Here is a 20,641-nt window from a genome sequence, read left to right as displayed (position 1 = left end):
CGAGCCGATCGCTGGCGTTAAGGGGCTGGCGTTTCGAGCGGGGCTTCGTCTTGGACGAGCATCACAAGCCGGCCCTCCCACTCCTCCGCCGCCACCGTTTCGGCCGAGCGGACGATGCCGCGTGTCAGGGCGGGGATGACGGATACGCGGAAGTCGCGTGCCATCAGCCCTTCCACCGCCCAACGAACGCAATAATCCGCCGCGACGCCCACGACCGTCACATCGTCGACGCCCCCGGCCCGCAGGTCGGCGAAGAAGGCCTCGCGTTCGATTGGCTCCCCGCCATCGCATGGCGCCAGGACGAGGCCGGGCTCCTCCCACATGTCGAAGACGCTCTTTTCCAGCGTATATGTCGGGATTTCCGCATCGACCACGGCCGGGTCGATCGTCAGCGCCCAACCGGGGCCATCCTTCACGCAGTGAAGGGGAAACTGCTGTGCCTCGGCCGATCCGGCATAGATTTCCGGTATATGGGTATCGCGCGTGAACAACACGCCGGCGGTATCGCTGGCGGACAAGCTGGCCAGCCACTCGCGCATGGGCGCGACGATGGCCTCGGCATCCGGCACGGGCAGGGCGCCATCGGCCGCTACAAAGTCATGCTGCATATCCACCACGATGACGAAGCGCTTCATCGACCTTCTCCTCGTATTTGACATATATCTGCAACGCTCATAAGTAAAGCGCAAGATGGATATAAGGTGGGGTGATGGACGAACGTGCCTATCTGAAGCGATATGACGCCAACGCCTATGACCGGCCATCGGTCACGGTCGATCTGATTCTGATGAGCGTTGTCGATGGCGCGCCGGCGGTGCTGCTGGCCGAACGCGGTCAGCATCCCTTTGCCGGCCATTGGGCCTTGCCGGGTGGTTTCGTGGGGAGGGACGAGAGCCTGGACGCCGCCGCGCGCCGCATCCTGCATGACAAAGCGCATCTGACCGACGCCTATATCGAGCAGCTCTATACCTTCGGCGCCGTGCAGCGCGATCCGCGCATGCGGGTGATCAGCGTCGCCTATTTCGCGCTGTTGCCCGTCGAGCGCTTCCGGGCCGCGCTTCGCCATGCGCCGGAACTGGGGCTGGCGTCGCTTGGCGTGTCGCCGTCAGGAGGCGGGGTCGAGGCGCGGATCGATGGCGATGGCCCTGTGACCCTGGCCTTCGATCATGACGCGATGATCGCGCTCGCACTGGAGCGGTTGCGCGGCAAGCTCGACTATTCGCATGTCGCTTTCGCGCTGTTGCCGGAACGGTTCACTTTGCGAATGCTGCAAGAGGTTTATGAGGCGATTCTCGGGCAGAGTCTCAACAAACCCGCCTTTCGCCGACGCATGCTGGATCGCGGCTGGCTCGAGGCGACGGGTGAGCGCGAAACCGGCGCATCGTTTCGTCCGGCCGAGCTGTACCGCGCCCATATCCCAAAGCGTGACGCTCGATGACCCATCCCCGCTCAGCGTTCGAAACACGGCGCCCGCCTTCGCCGTTTCCCTGCCAAGCCAGCCGATAAAGGACCGACCATGCCCGTTACCGACATCGCCACGCGCGTCTATAATCATGGCTGGCGGCTCGACCCGGTCGTGCGCAGCCTGCTTGATACCGATTTCTACAAGCTGCTGATGCTGCAGATGATCCGGCATCGCCATCCGGACGTGCAGGCGACCTTCTCGCTGATCAATCGCAGCCGTGGCGTGCGACTGGCCGAGGTGATCGACGAGACCGAATTGCGTGAGCAGCTGGATCATGCACGGACCGTGCGCTTCAGCAAGAAAGAGCTGATCTGGCTGGCGGGCAACAGCTTTTACGGCAAGCAGCGTATGTTCGCGCCCGATTTCATCCAGTGGCTCGCCGATTTCCAGCTTCCCGAATATGAGCTGCGGACCGTCGACGGCCAGTTCGAGCTGCATTTCGATGGTCCCTGGACCCACACCACCATGTGGGAAATCCCCGCGCTGGCCATCGTCAACGAGCTTCGCTCGCGCGCCGCGCTGAAGGGGCGGGGGCGGTTCGAGCTCGACATCCTCTATGCCCGCGCCAAGGCGAAGCTGTGGGAGAAGGTCGAGCGACTGCGGCAATTGCCCGACCTCGTCATTTCCGATTTCGGCACCCGGCGGCGGCATGGCTTTCTGTGGCAGCGCTGGTGCGTCGAGGCGTTGAAGGAGGGGCTGGGCCACCGTTTCATCGGCAGTTCCAACGTCCTGCTGGCGATGGACAATGATCTGGAGGCGATCGGCACCAACGCGCATGAGCTGCCGATGGTGCTGGCCGCACTGGCGCAGGACGATGCCGGGGTCGCCGCCGCGCCCTATCGGGTGCTGGAAGAGTGGCAGGCGCATTATGACGGCAATCTGCTGATCGCCCTGCCCGATGCCTTCGGCACCACGAGCTTCCTGCGCAACGCCCCCGACTGGCTGGCCGACTGGACCGGTTTTCGCCCCGATTCGATGCCGCCGATCGAAGGGGGCGAGCAGATCATGGCCTGGTGGCAGGCGCATGGCCGCAATCCGCGTGGCAAGCTGCTGATCTTCTCCGACGGTATGGACGTCGACAGCATCGAGGCGACCTATCGTCATTTCCATGGTCGGGTGCGGATGAGCTTTGGCTGGGGGACGAACCTGACCAATGACTTCCGGGGATGCGACCCGGCGGGCGGGCTGGGGCTGGAGCCGATCTCGCTCGTGGCCAAGGTCATCAGCGCCGATGGCCGGCCGGCGGTCAAGCTGTCGGACAATCCGGCAAAGGCGACCGGCGAGCCATCCGAGATCGAGCGCTATCTGCGCATTTTTGGTCGCGATGGGCATGTGCCGCAAACGGTTGCGGTGTAACCAGCCGATCGGCCGCAGGGGGCATCGATCGCCACCTGCGGTCCCGATCCGAATTTTTCCGTTCGATAGCAACATCATGGACGATGCTTTTGGCTACTCCTCTGAGCGACATTTGAACCCCAAGGCGCGCATTATTTCGGGCAAGACAGACCCCACAACCTCCTGAAATGTCAGAGCATTGACATCCGCTCCAAATCGGACAAGGATGCTGGTAACGTTACCAGGTATAACGGGACGGGCAGGGAGAGGATAATGACGAGGATGGGATCGGGCGCGCGGCGCCTGCGTCGGTCGATGATGGCACCGGCCAGCCTGGCGGTGATCGCGGCCTGTATCATGGCCACGCCAAGCTGGGCGCAGACGGCGACGTCGCCGCAGGGGACGCCCGCCGATCAGGCGGCCGTGACTGCGAGCCCCGCGACACAGGAAGGTGAGGCGGACAGCCGCGACATCATCGTCACCGGATCGCGCATCACCACCGGCGGCTTTACCGCACCGACCCCGACGACGGTGATCGGCGAGGAGCAGATCCAGCAGAACGCGCAGCCCAATATCTTCACGACGGTCGCGCAGCTTCCCTCGCTTCAGGGATCGACCGGCACCTCGGTCAACACCTTCAGCACGTCGAGCGGGCAGCAGGGCCTGAGCTCCTTCTCGCTGCGCGGCGTCGGCGCGATCCGCACCCTGACGCTGCTCGACGGGCAGCGCGTCGTCGGCGCGAACGTGACCGGCGTGCCCGACATCAGCCTGTTTCCGCAGCTGCTGATCAAGCGGGTCGACGTCGTCAATGGCGGCGCCTCGGCCTCCTATGGCTCGGACGCGGTCGGCGGTGTCGTCAACTTCATCACCGATACCCGGTTCAAGGGGATCAAGGGCAATGTCCAGGGCGGCCTGACCACCTATGGGGACAATGAGCAGGTGCTGATCCAGCTGGCGGGCGGCACCAGCCTGTTGAACGACAGCCTGCATGTGATCGCCAGCACCGAGTACGCGCATGAGGACGGCGTCGGCGGCGGCGAGTTCGGCACCGCGCTGGCGGGCGGGCGCGACTGGTTCCGCCAGTCGACGTTGATCAATCGCAACGTCCTGAACGACGGTACGCCGCAATATCTGTTCCGCGACTATGCGCAGCCCTATAACTACACCAAATACGGCCTGATCACGGCCGGGCCGCTGCAGGGTATCGCCTTCGACCAGGCGGGCAATCCGTTCCAGTTCCAGTACGGATCGGGCGGAGTGCCGGCGCGCGATGCGGCGGGCAATGTTCGCGGCTGTTTCCCCGGCTTCTGCCTGGGCGGCGACCTGTCGGGCAATGTCGATGCGGGCCGCTCGCTCCAGTCGAAGATCCAGCGGGTGAACAGCTATGGCCGTATCGGCTATGACTTCGCACCCAATGGCGAAATCTATGGTACGGTCAATATCGGCCAGGTGAAGACCAACAACCAGCCGGTCGGCGGCATGAACCGTCCCAACCTGACCATCCAGTGCGCCAATCCCTTCGTGCCTGCGCTGATCAAGGCGGCGTGCACCACGGCGGGCATCACCAATTTCCAGTACGGCACCAGCAATGCCGCGCTCGGCAATACGCAGGTCTATACCGATCGCCGTCAGTTCCGCTTCGTCGCGGGTGCCAAGGGGCGCGAGTCGGTCGCCGGGTCCGACTGGTCCTACGACATGTATTACGAGCACGGGACCAACTATACCGATGTCGATGTCAGCAACATCATGCTGTCCCGCCGCTTCAACCAGGCAATCAACGCGACCACGCTGAACGGCGCGATCGTCTGTGCCGATGCGACGGCGCGCGCCAATGGGTGTCAGCCGCTCAACATCTTCGGCGGCAATCCTTCGGCGGCGGCGCTCAACTACATCATTCCGCAGAACGGCGCCTATCAGCGCACCCGCCAGACGCAGGACGTGATCAGCCTGAACTTCTCCGGCTCACCCTTCTCGTCCTGGGCGGGGCCGGTGTCGGTGGCGTTCGGCGGCGAGTTCCGCCACGAATTCTACCGCGTGCGCGCCGACCCATACGGCGCGGGCTTCGCCAACAGCCCGGCCAATGGCGCCTATCCGGCCGACCCGGTGCTGCTGGCGGACGGCAATAACTGGTATGCCGGCAACTATAAGAACGGCAGCGGCGCCTATAGCGTCAAGGAGGCGTTCCTGGAGGCCGACCTGCCGATCATCAATTCGGACGCAGGCGGCCGGGCCAACATCACCGGCGCGGCGCGCGTCACCGATTATAGTACCTCGGGCACGGTCTGGGCGTGGAAGCTGGGCGGAACCTGGGACCTGCCGGTCGATGGCCTGCGCATCCGCGGCGTGACCTCGCGCGACGTGCGCGCGCCGAACCTGTCCGAACTTTTCGCTGCACCCGTCACGACGACACTGCCGGGCTTTTTCGATCCGTTCAATAACGTCAACGTACTGGCGCTCCAGAACACCATCGGCAACGTCAACCTGACGCCCGAGATTGCGCGCAACACCACGCTGGGCATCGCCTTCTCCAATTCGCAGGCGATCCCGGGCCTCAGCCTGTCGGTCGACTATTATAAGATCAAGATCACCGACGTGATCTCCAGCCTGGGCGCGCAGGACATCGTCAACCTGTGCTTCCTGAACATCGCGCCGGAGACGTGCGGCGTGTTCAACCTGAACAACCCCAACGGCCCCAACTTCATCAACGTCCAGTCGTTCAACCTGGCGTCGATTCTGACCGATGGTTTCGACATTGAGGCGAGCTATCGCTGGCAACGCCCGCTGGGCCTGCCGGGCAGCCTGACGCTGCGCGCGCTGGCGACCAATATCCGCCGGTTCATCACCGACACCGGCCTGCCGGGCACCATCCCCAACGACTCGGCGGGGGTGAACATCGGCAACACGCCCAAGTGGAAGTGGCTGGCGGTGCAGACCTATGCCACCGACGACTTCTCGCTCCTGCTGCAGGAACGCTGGTTCAGCGACGGCAATTTGGGCAACCAGTATATCGAGTGCACCACCGGCTGCCCCGCGTCGACCGCCAACCGGCCGACGATCGACAATAATTTCATCCCCGGCGCCTTTTATTTCGACGTCGGCGGCACCTATAACATCACGCCGGCGGTCACGACCTATTTCAAGGTCGACAATGTCTTCAACCGTGATCCCGCTCGTTCGCCCTATTTCGTGAACCCGGCGCTGTACGACGTGCTCGGACGCGTGTTCCGCGCCGGCGTGCGGTTCAGCTTCTAAAGGAACAGCCCATGGCCCTGTCGCGGATGATCGCTTCGTTACTGCTCCTCGCTTTGCCGGGCACCGCCATGTCCGGTGCCGGTGCACCGGCGGATCGGCCGGGGAGCAACCCGATCATCCGCGACAAGTTCACGGCCGACCCCGCGCCGCTGGTCGTGGGCGACCGCCTGTACCTCTATGTCGGGCATGACGAGGCGCAGCGGGACGAGATGTTCAACATGAAGGAGTGGCTCGTCTATTCGACCACCGACATGAAGACCTGGACTCCGCACGGGCCGATCATGAACGTGCGCGATTTCAAATGGGCCAAGCAGGACGCCTGGGCCAGCCAGACGATCTACAAGAACGGCAAATACTGGTTCTACGCCGCCGTCGAGCATGACAAGACCCATCCCGGCAAGGCGATCGCGGTCGCGGTCTCCGACACGCCGACCGGCCCCTTCGTCGATGCCAAGGGTTCGGCGCTGATCACCAACGAGATGACGCCCAAAGGCACGCATAGCTGGGAAGACATCGACCCGACCGTCCTGACCGATGACGACGGCACGACCTGGATCGCATGGGGCAACCGGCAATGCTATATCGCGAAGCTGAAGCCCAACATGATCGAGATCGACGGCCCGATCACCGAGATCACGCCGCCCCATTTCGAAGAAGGGCCGTGGGTGCACAAGCGTGGCAATCTCTATTACCTGACCTATGCCTCGCTCGACCGGACGACGCAGCGGGACGAGCATATCTCCTACGCCACCGCGCCGTCGCTGAAGGGGCCATGGACCTATCATGGGTTGTTGACGGGATCGGGCAAGTACAGCTTCACCATCCACCCCGGCATCGCCGAGTTCAAGGGCAAGTCCTACCTCTTCCTCCACAATGCCAACCTCGCGATCGGCGACCAGAGCGGGGCGATCGGACGGCGCGCGGTGACGGTCGAACGGCTTTACTATAATCCGGATGGCACGATGAAGCCGGTCGTCCAGACCGATGCCGGCGTGACGGCATCGGCGCGGTAGAGATTGACGCCGTTGGTCATGCCGACTTGTCCTCGCCCGAAAGGGGAAGGGGGCCACGCGCAACATGGTGGAGGGATGTCGCCGCATGCGATGGACCGCCCCATGGCCGGTGATACCCCTCCGTCAGCGCTGCGCGCTGCCACCTCCCCGTACAGGGGAGGAATGGCGTCATCGCGGCGGGGCGGTCGAGTCACGCTCGATCAGCTGATGGTCGAGGATCGTGACGCGCGGCTGACCGTCACCAGCCGTGCCGCCGCCGCGAATGTCCTGGATCAGCCGCTGCAACGCCTCGGTCGCCAATGCGCGCACGGGCTGATGAATGGTGGTCAGCGGCGGCCAGAGCGTCGTCGCCGCCGTGCTGTCGTCGAAGCCCGCCACCGTCAGGTCGGCCGGCACGTCCAGATGGCGGCGATGCGCGACCGAGACGATCGCGGCGGCCATGTCGTCGTTGCTGGCGAAGATGGCGGTCGGCGGATTTGCGCTTCCCAGCAGTTCCTCGCCGGCGATCAGCCCCGAGGCATAGCTGTAATCGCCGTGCACGACCTGTGTCTCGATCCCGCCACCCGCCGCATCGACCGCCGCGCGGAAACCGGCGAGGCGCGCGATGCTGGCCGACTGGTCGGGATTGCCGAGCACGAAGCCCAGCCGCCGGTGGCCCAGCGCGATCAGGTGCCGGGTCATGTCGAAGGCGGCACGCTCATTGTCGATGCCGACGCACACCGCATCGGGCACGACGCCGCCGATCACCGCGACGGGCAGCCCCGCCTCCTGCAATATCGCGCGCACCGCTTTCGCCTCGCCCAGGGGCGGGGCGAGCAGCACGCCCGCGATCCGCTGCGCGATCAGCCCTTCGATGGCATCGCGCGCCGGCGGACGGCCTTGTTCGCCCTTCAGCAGGAACAACTGCGCCGCGCGGGTCGAGGCCTCCTCGAACACGCCGACCAGCAGCTCGCTCATGAAGGCCGCGCTGGGGTTGGAGTAGATGACACCGATCCGGATCTCGCGCGAGGTCACCAGGCTGCGCGCCATCATGTTGGGGGTGTAGTTCAGCGTCGCGATCACCTCGCGGACATGCGCGCGCACCTCGTCGCGAACGCCGGCATCGCCGTTGATGACGCGCGACACGGTCATCGGCGACACGCCCGCCTGCTTGGCGACATCGATGATCGTGACGCCGCGCGGGCGTCTCTGTCTGCCGGTCAATCCCGTTCCGTCCTGTCGTCGGGCATCGGCCCGGTGGTCGCTTTACGCCCTGCCTCGCCCCGGCGGGGGGCGTCAATGCCGGTCGGCCAATCATGAAGGGAGACGCGGTGCGTCACGACGCTGTCGACGGGGGCGGGCGGGGACGGCCGTTCCCCTATATCCGCTGGACCATCATCGCCTTGTTCGTCGTCGCGATGGTCATCAACTATCTGACGCGCAGCATATTGGGCGTCGCGGCCCCGGCGATCATGGCCGAACAGCATATCTCGTCTTCGCAATATAGCTGGATCACCGGCGCCTTTCAGTTCGGCATCATGTTCCAGCCGGTGGCGGGCTATCTGCTCGACCTGATCGGCTTGAAGATCGGGTTCAGCCTGTTCGTCGCGGTGTGGTCGCTGATCACACTGGGGCATGGTTTTGCCAATGGCTGGCTGGGTTTCGCCGGCTTGCGCGGCGCGCTGGGGCTGGTCGAGGGATCGGCACAGCCGGCGGGGATGAAGGTCGTCGCCGAATGGTTTCCAGCGCGCGAGCGCGGGGTGGCCGGCGGCATCTATCAGATCGGCGCATCCTTCGGCGCCGTCTTCGCGCCGCCGCTCGTCGCCTGGGCGGTCTTCTATCATAGCTGGCGGGCGGCCTTCTTCGTGGCGGGCGGTCTGGGTCTGCTCTGGGTGGTCGCCTGGCTGTTCTGGTATGCGATCCCGGCGCGCCACCCCAGGCTATCGGCCCGCGAGCGCGCGCTGATCGTCGAGGGGCAGGAGGCGAGTCTCGCCAAGCACCGCCGCCGCCCGCCGCTGGGCGAACTGCTGCGCCGGCGCAACCTCTGGGCGATCGCAGCCGCACGCTTCCTGGCCGATCCGGTCTGGGGCATGTTATCGCTCTGGATGCCGCTCTATCTCGTCCAGGCGCGGCATTTCGACCTGACCCAGATCGCGCTGTTCGCCTGGCTGCCGTTCCTTGCCGCCGATCTGGGTTGCCTGTTCGGGCCGGCCGTGGTCGCCTTTCTGCAGCGGCGCGGCGTCAACCTGATCGATGCGCGGCGCGGCGCCTTCACGCTGGGCGCGGTGCTGATGACGGGCATGATGTTCGTCGGCAGCGTGAACAGCCCGGTCACGGCGGTCGCGCTGCTTTGCCTGGGCGGGTTCGCGCATCAGACGCTGTCGGTGACCGTCATCACCCTGTGTTCGGACTTGTTCCCGCAGGATCAGGTCGCGACCGCGACGGGCGTGTCGGGCACGGCCGCCAATCTGGGCGTCCTGCTGTTCACGCTGACCCTGGGATCGCTGGTCGATCAGGTCGGCTATCAGCCCTTTTTTATCCTGCTCGGCCTGCTCGATCTGGCCGGTGCCATTCTCCTCTGGACCCTGGTGCGCAAACCCGCATGACCTCTGCCCCTATCAACCCGGTCAATCCCATCCTGCGCGGGTTCAACCCCGACCCCTCGATCGTACGGGTCGGCGAGGATTATTACATCGCGACCTCGACCTTCGAATGGTATCCCGGCGTCCAGATCCACCATAGCCGGGACCTGACCAACTGGAGGCTCGTCGCCCGGCCGCTGGCGCGGGCGAGCCAACTGGACATGCGCGGCAATCCCGATTCCTGCGGGGTATGGGCGCCGGACCTGAGCTACAAGGACGGGCGCTTCCATCTGATCTTCACCGATGTGAAGCGATACGGCCGCACCACGGTGGACGGTGCGAAGGGCGCATCGCTGCGCGACTTCCACAATTACTGGGTATCGAGCGAGCGGATCGACGGCGACTGGTCCGACCCGGTGCATCTGAACAGCAGCGGCTTCGACCCTGCGCTGTTCCATGACGATGACGGGCGCAGCTGGCTGCTCAACATGCTATGGGACCATCGTCCCGACCGGCGGCGCTTCGCGGGTATCATCGCGCAGGAGATCGACCTGCGCAGCGGCCGGCTGCTGGGCCAGCGCCGGACGATCTTCGAGGGCACGGCGCTCGGCTTCACCGAGGGGCCGCATCTCTACAAGCGCGACGGCTGGTATCATCTGCTGGTCGCCGAAGGGGGGACCGAGCGCGGCCATGCCGTCGTCATGGCACGGTCGCGCAGCCTGTTCGGTCCCTATGAGCCGCATCCCGACGGCCCGGTGCTGACCGCGCGCCAATCCCCCGACGCCCCGCTGCAGCGGACCGGGCATGGCGATCTGGTCGAAACGCCCGAAGGCGAGACATGGATGGCCTATCTGTGCGGTCGTCCCTTGCCCGGCAGCGATCGCTGCGCGCTGGGCCGTGAGACGGCGATCCGGCGGATGCAATGGGGTGCGGACGGCTGGTTGCGCTGTGCCGAGGAACCGCCGGTCACCGATAATGCGACGTCGCCGATCGTCGCACGCGACCTGTTCGACGCCCCGACCCTGCCGGACGCCTTCCAGTGGCTGCGCACGCCGTACCCCGAACAGATATTCAGCCTGACCGCGCGGCCCGGTCATCTCCGGCTGTTCGGGCGGGAGACGATCGGCAGCCATTTCACCCAAGCGCTCGTCGCCCGTCGCCAGACCGGGTTCCGCTATGACGCGCAGACGCTCGTCGATTTCGCGCCCGAGCATTTCCAGCAGGCGGCCGGCCTGGTCTGCTATTATAACAGCAGCAAATATCTCTTCCTCCACCTGACGGCGGCGGATGACGGCACGCGCCAGATCCAGGTGCTATCGGTCCTGCCGATCGGCGAAGGGCAGAGCCTGTTGACCCCGGCCATACCCGTGCCGGAGGGACCGATCGCGATGCGCGTGCAGGTCGATCACGAGGCGCTGCGCTTCGCCTTTCGCGGCGAGGGAGAAGCCGACTGGACCTGGCTGCCCGAGCGGTTCGACGCCAGCCTGTTGTCCGATGAGGCGACGTTGCCCGGGCTGCCCAACTTCACCGGCAGCTTCGTCGGCATCGCGTGTCAGGACATGGCGGGCACCGGCCGGGCGGCCGATTTCCGTCATTTCGATTATGTCGAGGCGGGGGACGTCGTCGCCTGACCATGGGGATCGGCCGGCCGCCGATCCCCATCGCCCGCATCAGCCGAAGAACAGCCCATCGGCCGGCAGGCTATCCCAGGTCGCATGTTCGATCAGCAGATCGGTCGCGCCCAGATGCAGCAACAGGCCATCGGCGGTCTGCTCGCCATGGGCGCGTAGCTCCCCCATGGAGCGAATGCCGCTATTGGTGATCCGGATCGTATCACGCTCGACGTCGCTCAGGCGGAAATCCTCGATGGTGACATGGCCGGGCAGGCTGGCGTCGACGACGAACAGATCGTCACCCAGCCCGCCATTGAGGAGGTCGCGACCGCCGCCACCGGTCAGCCGGTCGTCGCCTTCGCCGCCATAGATCCGGTCATTGCCGCCGCGCCCGTCGAGCCGGTCGTCACCGCTGCCCCCATAGAGAAGATCACTTCCGTTCGTGCCGGTCAGCGTGTCGTTGCCGCCCAGGCCGAACACCCGCGACCCGCTGAGCGTATCCGCACCGGCCGTGCCCTGCTTGGCGCCGGTATAGGCGATGTCCTGGTCGAAGCGCTCGAACAGACCGCTGAAGGTCTGATCCTCCAGCCGATCGGCCTCGATCGTATAGTGACGGCCGCCCCATAGGCCGGTGCCGAGGAAGGTCACCTTCTCGACGCCCGAGACGATGTTCAATCCGAAGCTCTGCGAGAAGAAGGCGATGGTCCCGTCGGTCAGGCGCGTCACGCTCCAGTCGCGCATCGACCCGGACAGCTCCAGCGTATCGCTGCCCAATCCGCCCTCGATGCGGTTCTGGCCCGTGCCGGGGCGGATCACGTCGTCGCCCGCCATGCCGTCGATATAGTCGTTGCCGACATTGCCGCGCAGCCGGTCGCCATATTGCGATCCGATCAGAAAGGCCGAGTCGCCGACATGGCCGTGCCGGTCGGACGGGCGGTCGAGGTCCTCGACCCACACGGCATCGCGGGTCGCTCCGCTGAGGTTGGAGACGATCACCAGGCTGTCGCGCGAGGTCAGCTCGTAAAAGGCCGACTGGGTGATCCGCGTCACCGCGTCCGAACTCACGCCGGCAACATGCGCGGCCCAGCCTCCGGGGATGTTGTAGAGCGCGAAGGGGCCATAGGGCCAGGCGGGGTTGGCATAGTCGTCGCCGAACAGGATGAGGTTGTCGGTCGACGACCCCAGCGCATAGTCCTGTCCGATCAGGCCGGGCGCGGCGGCCACGGCCTCACCGAGCGAGTCGAAATTGCCGGCCGCCCGGTGGACCACGTCGTTCTCGAAACCGATGTTCAGAACCCGGTCGTCGCCTTCATAGGTATAGGGGACCGCATGCGCGACATAGCTGCTGTCGGCGAAGAAACCGCCGGCCAGCGTGTCGGCATATTTGGCCATGATGTTGGTATAGGCCGCCCCCAGCGAATAACCGGTGACGATGACGTCGTCGGCACCCAGGCCGTGGCGGAGCGCATAGTCGCGGACCGCCGAGAGCAGCTGGTCCATCGCGGGTGCGATCTCACCGCTGTTGAGCTGGGTGTAATCGGGCAAGTCGGCGGGCGAGTTGGTGCCGGCGAAGGTCACCGACAGTCGGGTGACATGGCCCCCGGCATCGCGCTCCTCATAGATCTTGGCCTGCGGGCCCGAATAGGTCCGCCCGGTCAGCGGGCTGGGGATGATATAATAGCCGTCGCTGTCGACCGATTCCGGACCCAGCCCCAGTGCCGCCGGCCCGACATCGGACCAGCCGGCGGGCAAGGCGACGTGGATGCGATTGGCGGTGGCGCCGGGCGGCAGGATGTCACCGAACGCATTCGCCAGCCGCGCGACCGGCAAACCGAAAATCCGGTCGAGCTGCCCATAGGTCGCCAGCTGCAACGTGGTGTTGGCCAATTCCGCGGATTCCGTAACGGAATATCGACGATAATCGAACATGCCCATCGCGATCTCTCCCTGGAGAATCAGTATAGTTTTGAAAAAACTATCATCATCGTTCGAAGGTGGCAAATATGCGGATGTGAGCGCATCCGGCGATAGCTTTGGCGCTATGCCAACAGAGCAATTTTACTTATCATGGTGAGCGCTATCCATGGGATTGTCGCGTCATTACATTGCGTTTTCCGAGATAGTGTCGAACATCGGATAAAGTCTTGATGGGCATGGAGAAATGCCGGGGGGGGGCGCGCATCCTGTCGCCGGCATAAAAAAAGGCCCCAGCTTGCGCCGGGGCCGGAGGGGGGAACGGAGAGAACCGGGCTTAGAAGGTGCCGCGCAGACCGATCAGGAACTGGCGACCCGGCTTGTACTGGGTGAAGGTCGCATTCTCGAACTGGAAGTAGGAGCGCAGCGTCGAATTGGTGAAGTTCGCGACGTTGATGGTTAGCTGCGGCGCGCCCGCGATCCCGAAGATCTTGTCGAGGTCGAAGGCCGACGAGAAGTCGTAGGTGGTATAGTCGGTGCCGAACAGCGCGGCTGCGGGGATGCCGTTCTGCGCCGCGCCGCTGTTCTGCGCGCCCTGACGCGAGGTGGTGGCGACACGCAGCATCACGCCGTTCTTCTCGTAATAGGCGGTGATGTTGTAGGTGAACGGCGCCACGCCGAACGCGATGGCGGGGCCGTCGCTGCGCTGGTCGACGATCGTGGCGTTGGCGTTGAAACCGAAGCCGGTGATGCCGAGCGACCGGGTCAGGAAGTCGAGCGGCTGAACCCACTGGAATTCCAGGCCGTTGATGGTCAGCTTGTTGGGCACGTTGACCTGCGACGTCACCTGCACCTGCGCCGAGCCCGGCCCGCCGCGTGCGTTGATCGCGATCTGCTGCGTCGGGTTCAGCGTGTCATAGGTGATGCCATATTGCGCCAGGTTGGAGAAGGGCACCGTCGAGATCGCGGTGGTGGTGAACCCTTCCAGCGACTTGCGGAACGCGTTGAAGCTGATCACGCCCTCGCGCCCGGTATAATATTCGAAACCGAGGTCGAGGTTGGTCGACAGATAGGGCGCGAGCGCCGGATTGCCGATCGAGGCCTGGTCGGCCGATGGCGCGCCGAAGTTGATGCCCGGCAGCTGCGCGGAAGGATCGGGCCGGGTCATGGTGCGCGAACCCGCGACACGCACCACCGCATGTTCGCCGATGTCATAGGCGAAGGTCGCGGCGGGCAGCCATTCCGAATAGACGTTGCGCGTCTCGGCGATGTTGATGATGCTCGGATAGCGGCTGCCATCCGGCAGCGTTCCGCCGCTGGCGGTCGTGTTGCGCGGATCGGGAAGCGAGACGCGGCCCGAAATGGTCTGGATCGTGTTGACGTAACGCAGGCCAACATTGAAGCGCAGCGTGTTGCCGCCCAGCTCCTGCGCGCCGTTGACCGTCGCGAAGGCCGACTTCACGACCTCGCGGATGAAGCCCGCGCTGGCACCGGTGTTCGCGCCGCCATTCTCGGGCGCGTTGTCGTGGAAGAACTGGTAGTTGCTGGCCTTGGCAAAGGCGGGCCAGTTGACCGTCACGAAGCCGGCCGGCCCCGGCGACAAATAGCTCGGGGCCGCACTGTTGGGGATCAGCGAGCCGCCATAGCTGACCGGGCCGCTCATGCCCGACGAGAAGCCGGTGCCATAGCCTGGATAGGTCGGATAGCCCGCAGGCGCCGCGCCCGGCGCGTTCCGGCCTTCGCAGGGCGGCTGCGAGTTGGGTGAGGGGACGGCGACGTTGGGATTGTTGCCGCAGACCGCATTCTGCCAATACTGGCTGTTGTCGAAGCCGCGAATACGGCGCGATGTGTCGTCATAGGCGCCGCCGACCTTCAGGTTCAGCGCGGTGTCGCCCCAGGTCAGGTCGCCGCGCAGCCCCTTGTTGATGTTCAGGCGACGCTCGTCCTGCAGGTTGACGCGGCTGCCGGCATACCAGCCGAAATTCTTCGGATCGTTCAGGTCAAGGGCGCTCTTGATCGTCGGGATGCCGCCATTGGTCGAGAAGGTGACGGTATTGCCGACGCCCAGCGGCGTGGTCATGCCGACGGTCGGGCTTTCGCGGTGGAAGGTCGACCGGGCGTAATTGCCCTGGAAGTTGAACTTCAGCTTGTCGTTGATCTCCCACTCGCCGCCGGGATTGACGCTCCAGAGGTGCGTCGTCTCGGTATAGGGGCGGAATTCGTTGAAGAACTGCGCGTTGGCGAAGGTGCCGCCGGTGACCGTGCAGCCCGCGCTGCAATCCGACTTGTCGAAGGTCAGATTGGTCGGGATGATCGCGCCGTTGCGGACGATCCACGCCATGTTCTCACGCGTCAGCTCGTTCTGCTTATAGCCGTACAGGCCATCGACATAGAAATGCAGCGTGTCGGTCGGACGATACTCGGCGCTAACGATCGCGTTCACGCGGTCGCGGGGGCCACGAATGCTGGTGACGCGGCCCAGGCGTGGCAGCAGGCCGTTGTCGATCTGCTGGATGGTCGCGCCCGGATTGTTGGCGAGCAGGAAGTTGCGGTCGATCACCGTGCCCGGAACCAGCCCGCCGCCCGCGCCGACCGGCACCGTCGACGGAATCGTCCAGTTGCCGCCGCCGGTGCTGTTGCAGCCGCTGGTCGCGCCGCATTGCGCCGCGGTCAGCGCCGGATTGGTATAGCCGATCGTCTCGAAACCGCGCGTATCGGTGAACAGGCGCTGCGCCGACACGCCGGCGAGGATGCCGACCGTATCATTGCGCCAGCTGCCGATCAGCGAGCCGCGTGCGCCGATCCGGTCTTCGGGCGTCTGCCTGGACCCCTGGATGTTGTAGGCGAGGAACGGTCCGGTGCGATCGAAGGGCCGCGCCGAACGCAGATCGATATTGCCGGCCGCACCGCCCTCCAACAGGTCTGCGGTATAGCTCTTGTTGACGGTCAGCTTGGTGAACAAGTCGGTCGGGAAGAAGCTGAGGTCGACCGAGCGGTCGGTGCCCTGCGCGTCGGTCGCACCCGACGAGGCGACCGCGATCGGCGCGCCATTCAGCGTGACGTTGGTGAAGTTCGACCCGAGGCCGCGAATGGCGACATTGGTGCCTTCGCCGGTCACGTCGCGGGTGATGGTGACGCCCGGAATACGGTTGAACGACTCCGCGATGTTGGTGTCGGGGAACTTGCCGATGTCCTCGGCGAAGATCGAGTCGGTGAAGCCGGTCGACGCGCGCTTGGCGTTGGTCGACTTGGCGAGGCTCGAGCGATAGCCGGTGACGACGATGTCCTCGCTCGACGTGCCCTGGGTCGCGTCGACCTGCGGGGCGGGGGGCGTCGCGGGGCCATTGTCCTGACCATCGGCGGGGACCTGTTCCTGCGGCGGCGGCACCGCCTGCGCCATGACGGTTGAGGCGCTCATCGCCCCGGCGGCCGTGGCACAGAGCAGAGCGATACGGCGGAGGCGCACATGGGGCAGGCGCGCAGGGGGCAGGGGCTTCATCTCAGGTCCTCTCTGTCGGTCCGCTGCCGTTCGTCGCGACATGCGGGAATATTCTTTATGACGGTAAAATCGGGTGGCCGGGTCGGATCAGGGCCAAGTGGGGCAGGGACCATGCACGCACGACGCGACTGTCGAAGCCATTCCGCTACCCCCCTTACCATGACCGCCTGACGCGGGTCGTTGATAGCGGTATCGTTACGCTTATTGGTCAGGCGGTCAATAAAAATTGGTTAGGCCAACATGAAAAACTGTATCGGCCGGCCGGCGGGGCGGCATGTGTCTGAAATACCGGGCATCGATCCCAAGGTGACAGAGAAAATTGCAATCGATCCGTAAGCGGAGGGGGCGTGTTAGCGGCCTCTTTTCAGCTTCGACTCGCGCGCACCATTGGTCAGTGCGCCTGCCCCGGCGCATAAGGGAAATGCTGGGCCTTGTACCACGCCAGATCATGCTCGGGCGGCCGAACGCCAGCGGCGAGCGGCCGGTGGTTCACCGACATCCAATAGGCCAGGCTGGCATCGCGCCACCATCGCGCTTCACGTTCCTGGATCGCCAGATAGGTCGCGGTCTTCTGCCAGATTTCGGCATCCAGCTTGCCCTTCAGACTGTCCCATTGCTGGCGCATCTGCCCGACATAGGCGACGCCGCGATCATAATGGCCGACCAGATCCTCCCACAGCGTCCGCCCATCCGTCATGCGACGGTCCCAGGGCAGGTGGTGGAACCATAGCAGCATCGACTCGGGCGTCGTCTCCGGCTTGGCGAAGGCCCGGGCGACCGGGCCGGCATATTGACCGACCGCGTTGCTGCCGCCCGCGGTCCTGTCGAAGCCGATCCCGGCGGCATCGGCGCGGTGGTAATAGACGGGATTCCATTCGGGCCGGGCCAGATCGGCGACCCAGGGACCGGGTCCATAATGATGCCCGGTCGCCATCAGATGCGCGAGGCCCAGCGCGCCGGTATAGTCCACCACCGCCTCGCGCGAGCCCATCATCATCGCGGTGACCGTATGGACGACCTGGCGGTCATTGCCGAACGTCTCCGCCGCCCAGGCCCGCGCAATCGCCTCGGCTGACAGGTCGGGGTCCCAGGCCAGCCGGCCAAAGGCGTACCAATTGGCTTGATTGAAGGTCGATCCGCTCCAGTCGCGGTCACGCCCGATATTGGCGACGCCCGCCATGCCCGACAGTTTATGCCCCTCGGCTTGGCCATCGACGACATCGGCAACGGTCTCGCCCCGCTTCTGTCCCGTCTTGGCGTCCAGCACCTCGGTGAAAAGTGGACCGAGATAGGCGAGGTGGGTCGCGAAGCCGAGATACTCCTTGGTGATCTGGAACTCGATCATCAGCGGGGTGCGCGGCATCGCACCGAACAGCGGGTGGAAGGGCTCGCGCGGCTGGAAGTCGATCGCGCCGTTCTTCACCTGCACCAGCACATTGTCGGCGAATTTGCCGTCGAGCGGCTTGAACTCGGTATAGGCCTGCTTTGCGCGATCCTCGGGGTCCGTCTCGGCATAGACAAAGGCGCGCCACATCACGATGCCGCCATGGGGCTTGACCGCGGCGGCCAGCATGTTGGCGCCATCGGCATGGCTGGCGCCATAGTCGCGGGGGCCGGGCTGGCCCTCGCTGTTCGCCTTGACCAGAAAGCCACCGAAATCGGGGATGGCGCGGTAAATTTCGTCCGCCTTCGCCTTCCACCAGGCGGCCACCGCCGGATCGCGCGGATCGGCGGTCTTCAGTCCGCCCAGCTCGATCGGTGCGGAGAAGCGGACCGAGAGATAGACCTTGATGCCCCAGGGACGGAACACGTCCGCCAGTGCCGCCGCCTTGGCGATATAGGGCGCGTTCAGGCTGTCGGCCTTGGCATTGACGTTGTTGAGGACGGTGCCGTTGATTCCGATCGAGGCATTGGCGCGCGCATAATCGGTATAGCGCGGATCGCGAAAATCCGGGAGCGTCCACCAGTCCCACAGCGATTGGCCGGCATAGCCACGCTCGATCGAGCCATCGAGATTATCCCAATGGTTCAGCACACGCAGCTTAACCCTGGGCGCCGAGCGCAGCGAGAGGGTGTCGGCGAGCGGCGTGGTGGCCAAATGGCGGATCAGGGCGAAGGCCCCGTACAGCACGCCCTTGTCGCCATTGCCCGCGATCAGCAGCGTGCGCTGACCATTCAGAGTCGCCGTTCGAACCAGATACCCTTCGGGCCCCAGCCCCTCGAACGGCAGGCGCAACGCGGTAATGGACGGGTTCCCGGCGGTGGCCAGCAATATCGGCGGCAGACCGGCCGGTAGTGAACGTTGCAGCTCAGCCTGTGCCACGATCAGGGTAGGGGAGTCTTCTGACCGGGAGACGTCAATCTGCCTGACCGATTGTTCCGTCGATTTGAGCCATAGACCATATCCATCGTCGGCAGAGGCGGGAATTGCCGTAAAAGACAATGATATAGCCATGGTGCTGGCCAATGATCGCCACGCCTTCATTCCGCACTCTCCCAACGGGCCGGCGATTGACAGGCCGACTTAGGCGCATAATGGTAGCGCTGTCAGACCAATTGGCAAGCCGGTTGAACGCCGCTGTCGGAACAGGAGAGGGCGGAATCGCCGTGCAAGCCGAAACGCGTGGCCGCGTGAAGCCGTGGCCAGTCGCCACCACCGCTGCGCCATCGTCGAAATTTCCGAGAGCGCTATCGTCGCTGATCCCATCCGACATCCGTGTCGCGTGTGGCGTCACGACGTCCGCCACCCCCGTCATCCCCTGAAGGACGTCCTGCCATGCCCAAGATCATCGCCGCCCGCCTGATCGTCACATCGCCGGGGCGCAACTTCGTCACGCTGAAGATCGAATGCGACGACGGCACCACCGGCCTGGGCGATGCGACGCTCAACGGCCGCGAACTGGCGGTCGCCAGCTATTTGCAGGACCACGTCATTCCGTGCCTGATTGGCCGCGATGCGCACCGGATCGAGGACATCTGGCAGTATCTCTACAAGGGCGCCTATTGGCGGCGCGGGCCCGTGACGATGACCGCGATCGCGGCGGTCGACATGGCGCTATGGGATATCAAGGGCAAGATCGCCGGACTGCCCGTCTATCAACTGCTCGGCGGCGCGTCGCGCGAGGGGTGCCTGGTCTATTGCCATGCCAATGGCTCGACCATCGAGGACACGATCGAGACCGCAATCCGTCACCGCGACGAAGGCTATCGCGCCATCCGCCTGCAATGCGGGGTGCCGGGGCTGGCCTCCACCTATGGCGTGGCCAAGGCGGGCCAGCGTTACGAACCCGCCGATGCCGACCTGCCCAGCGAGAGCGTCTGGTCGACCGAGAAATATCTGCGCGTCGTCCCCGAACTGTTCGCGGCGGCGCGCGAGGCGCTGGGCTGGGACGTCCACCTGCTCCACGACGTCCACCACCGCCTGACCCCGATCGAAGCGGCACGGCTGGCCAAGGATCTGGAGCCCTATCGCCCCTTCTGGATCGAGGATGCGACGCCGGCGGAAAATCAGGACAGCTTCCGACTGATCCGCCAGCACAGCACGACGCCGATCGCGGTGGGCGAGGTCTTCAACTCCATCTGGGATGCCAAGCATCTGATCGAGAACCAGCTGATCGACTATATCCGCGCGACCGTCGTCCATGCCGGTGGCCTGACTCATTTGCGGCGGATCGCCGCGCTCGCCGACCTGTATCAGGTGCGCACGGGCTGCCACGGCGCGACCGACCTGTCGCCGGTGACGATGGCGGCGGCGCTGCATTTCGGGCTGTCGGTCCCCAATTTCGGCATTCAGGAGCATATGCCGCATACCGAGGAGACCGACGCCGTCTTCCCGCATCATTACCGTTTCGAGGACGGGATGATGCACCCCGGCGACGCTCCCGGTCTGGGCGTGTCGATCGATGAGGAACGCGCGGCGGCCCACCCCTATAAGCGCGCCTATCTGCCGGTGAACCGTCTGGAGGACGGCACTCTGTGGAGCTGGTGAG

General features: G+C 65.0%; 12 protein-coding genes. 7 read left to right on the top strand and 5 right to left on the bottom strand.

The window, feature by feature from the left end; all coding sequences use genetic code 11:
• Positions 1-17: 17 nt before the first annotated feature.
• Entirely contained in the window at positions 18-635 is a 618-nt protein-coding gene (locus ACQHGV_RS07975; RefSeq protein ID WP_440980089.1) for a cysteine hydrolase family protein, read from the bottom strand.
• Positions 636-709: 74 nt separating this feature from the next.
• On the opposite strand from ACQHGV_RS07975, the gene ACQHGV_RS07970 reads away from it, so the two are divergent.
• The 4 genes from ACQHGV_RS07970 (at position 710) to ACQHGV_RS07955 (ending at position 7,065) form a co-directional block, all read left to right on the top strand.
• Entirely contained in the window at positions 710-1,438 is a 729-nt protein-coding gene (locus ACQHGV_RS07970) for an NUDIX hydrolase (protein WP_440980088.1), read from the top strand.
• Positions 1,439-1,516: 78 nt separating this feature from the next.
• Positions 1,517-2,821, top strand: a complete 1,305-nt coding sequence (gene pncB, locus ACQHGV_RS07965) for a nicotinate phosphoribosyltransferase (RefSeq protein WP_440980087.1) — start codon at positions 1,517-1,519, stop codon at positions 2,819-2,821.
• Positions 2,822-3,082: 261 nt separating this feature from the next.
• Complete coding sequence (locus ACQHGV_RS07960) at positions 3,083-6,052, top strand: TonB-dependent receptor plug domain-containing protein (protein WP_440980170.1); 2,970 nt, start codon at positions 3,083-3,085, stop codon at positions 6,050-6,052.
• An 11-nt stretch (positions 6,053-6,063) separates the two neighbouring features.
• The gene (locus ACQHGV_RS07955) at positions 6,064-7,065 is read left to right on the top strand and encodes a glycoside hydrolase family 43 protein (protein ID WP_440980086.1); all 1,002 of its coding nucleotides are present in this window, start codon (positions 6,064-6,066) and stop codon (positions 7,063-7,065) included.
• Between the two features lie 168 nt (positions 7,066-7,233).
• Here ACQHGV_RS07955 and ACQHGV_RS07950 read toward each other — a convergent pair whose 3' ends face one another.
• Positions 7,234-8,268 (bottom strand): LacI family DNA-binding transcriptional regulator, encoded by a 1,035-nt coding sequence (locus tag ACQHGV_RS07950; protein ID WP_440980085.1) that lies wholly within the window; start codon positions 8,266-8,268, stop codon positions 7,234-7,236.
• Between the two features lie 107 nt (positions 8,269-8,375).
• Between ACQHGV_RS07950 and ACQHGV_RS07945 the strand changes: the two genes are divergently transcribed.
• Together ACQHGV_RS07945 and ACQHGV_RS07940 are read left to right on the top strand one after the other, a co-directional pair.
• Positions 8,376-9,650, top strand: a complete 1,275-nt coding sequence (locus ACQHGV_RS07945; protein ID WP_440980084.1) for an MFS transporter — start codon at positions 8,376-8,378, stop codon at positions 9,648-9,650.
• Entirely contained in the window at positions 9,647-11,257 is a 1,611-nt protein-coding gene (locus ACQHGV_RS07940; RefSeq protein ID WP_440980083.1) for a glycoside hydrolase family 43 protein, read from the top strand. The genes ACQHGV_RS07945 and ACQHGV_RS07940 overlap by 4 nt, the downstream gene beginning before the upstream one ends.
• 39 nt (positions 11,258-11,296) lie before the next feature.
• Here ACQHGV_RS07940 and ACQHGV_RS07935 read toward each other — a convergent pair whose 3' ends face one another.
• The 3 genes from ACQHGV_RS07935 to ACQHGV_RS07925 all read right to left on the bottom strand — a co-directional run bounded on the left by ACQHGV_RS07935 (position 11,297) and on the right by ACQHGV_RS07925 (position 19,107).
• Positions 11,297-13,126, bottom strand: a complete 1,830-nt coding sequence (locus ACQHGV_RS07935; RefSeq protein WP_440980082.1) for a calcium-binding protein — start codon at positions 13,124-13,126, stop codon at positions 11,297-11,299.
• Between the two features lie 364 nt (positions 13,127-13,490).
• Entirely contained in the window at positions 13,491-16,652 is a 3,162-nt protein-coding gene (locus ACQHGV_RS07930; protein ID WP_440980081.1) for a TonB-dependent receptor, read from the bottom strand.
• 391 nt (positions 16,653-17,043) lie between these two features.
• Positions 17,044-19,107, bottom strand: coding sequence for an alpha-glucuronidase family glycosyl hydrolase (locus tag ACQHGV_RS07925; protein ID WP_440980080.1), 2,064 nt, complete (start codon positions 19,105-19,107; stop codon positions 17,044-17,046).
• Positions 19,108-19,428: 321 nt separating this feature from the next.
• Between ACQHGV_RS07925 and manD the strand changes: the two genes are divergently transcribed.
• Positions 19,429-20,640, top strand: a complete 1,212-nt coding sequence (gene manD, locus ACQHGV_RS07920; RefSeq protein ID WP_440980079.1) for a D-mannonate dehydratase ManD — start codon at positions 19,429-19,431, stop codon at positions 20,638-20,640.
• Position 20,641 lies beyond the last annotated feature (1 nt).

The organism is Sphingomonas pseudosanguinis, assembly GCF_052056765.1.
GTDB lineage: Bacteria > Pseudomonadota > Alphaproteobacteria > Sphingomonadales > Sphingomonadaceae > Sphingomonas > Sphingomonas pseudosanguinis.
Note: the sequence above shows the minus strand (reverse complement) of the source record. Positions and strands in the feature narration are given on the sequence as shown.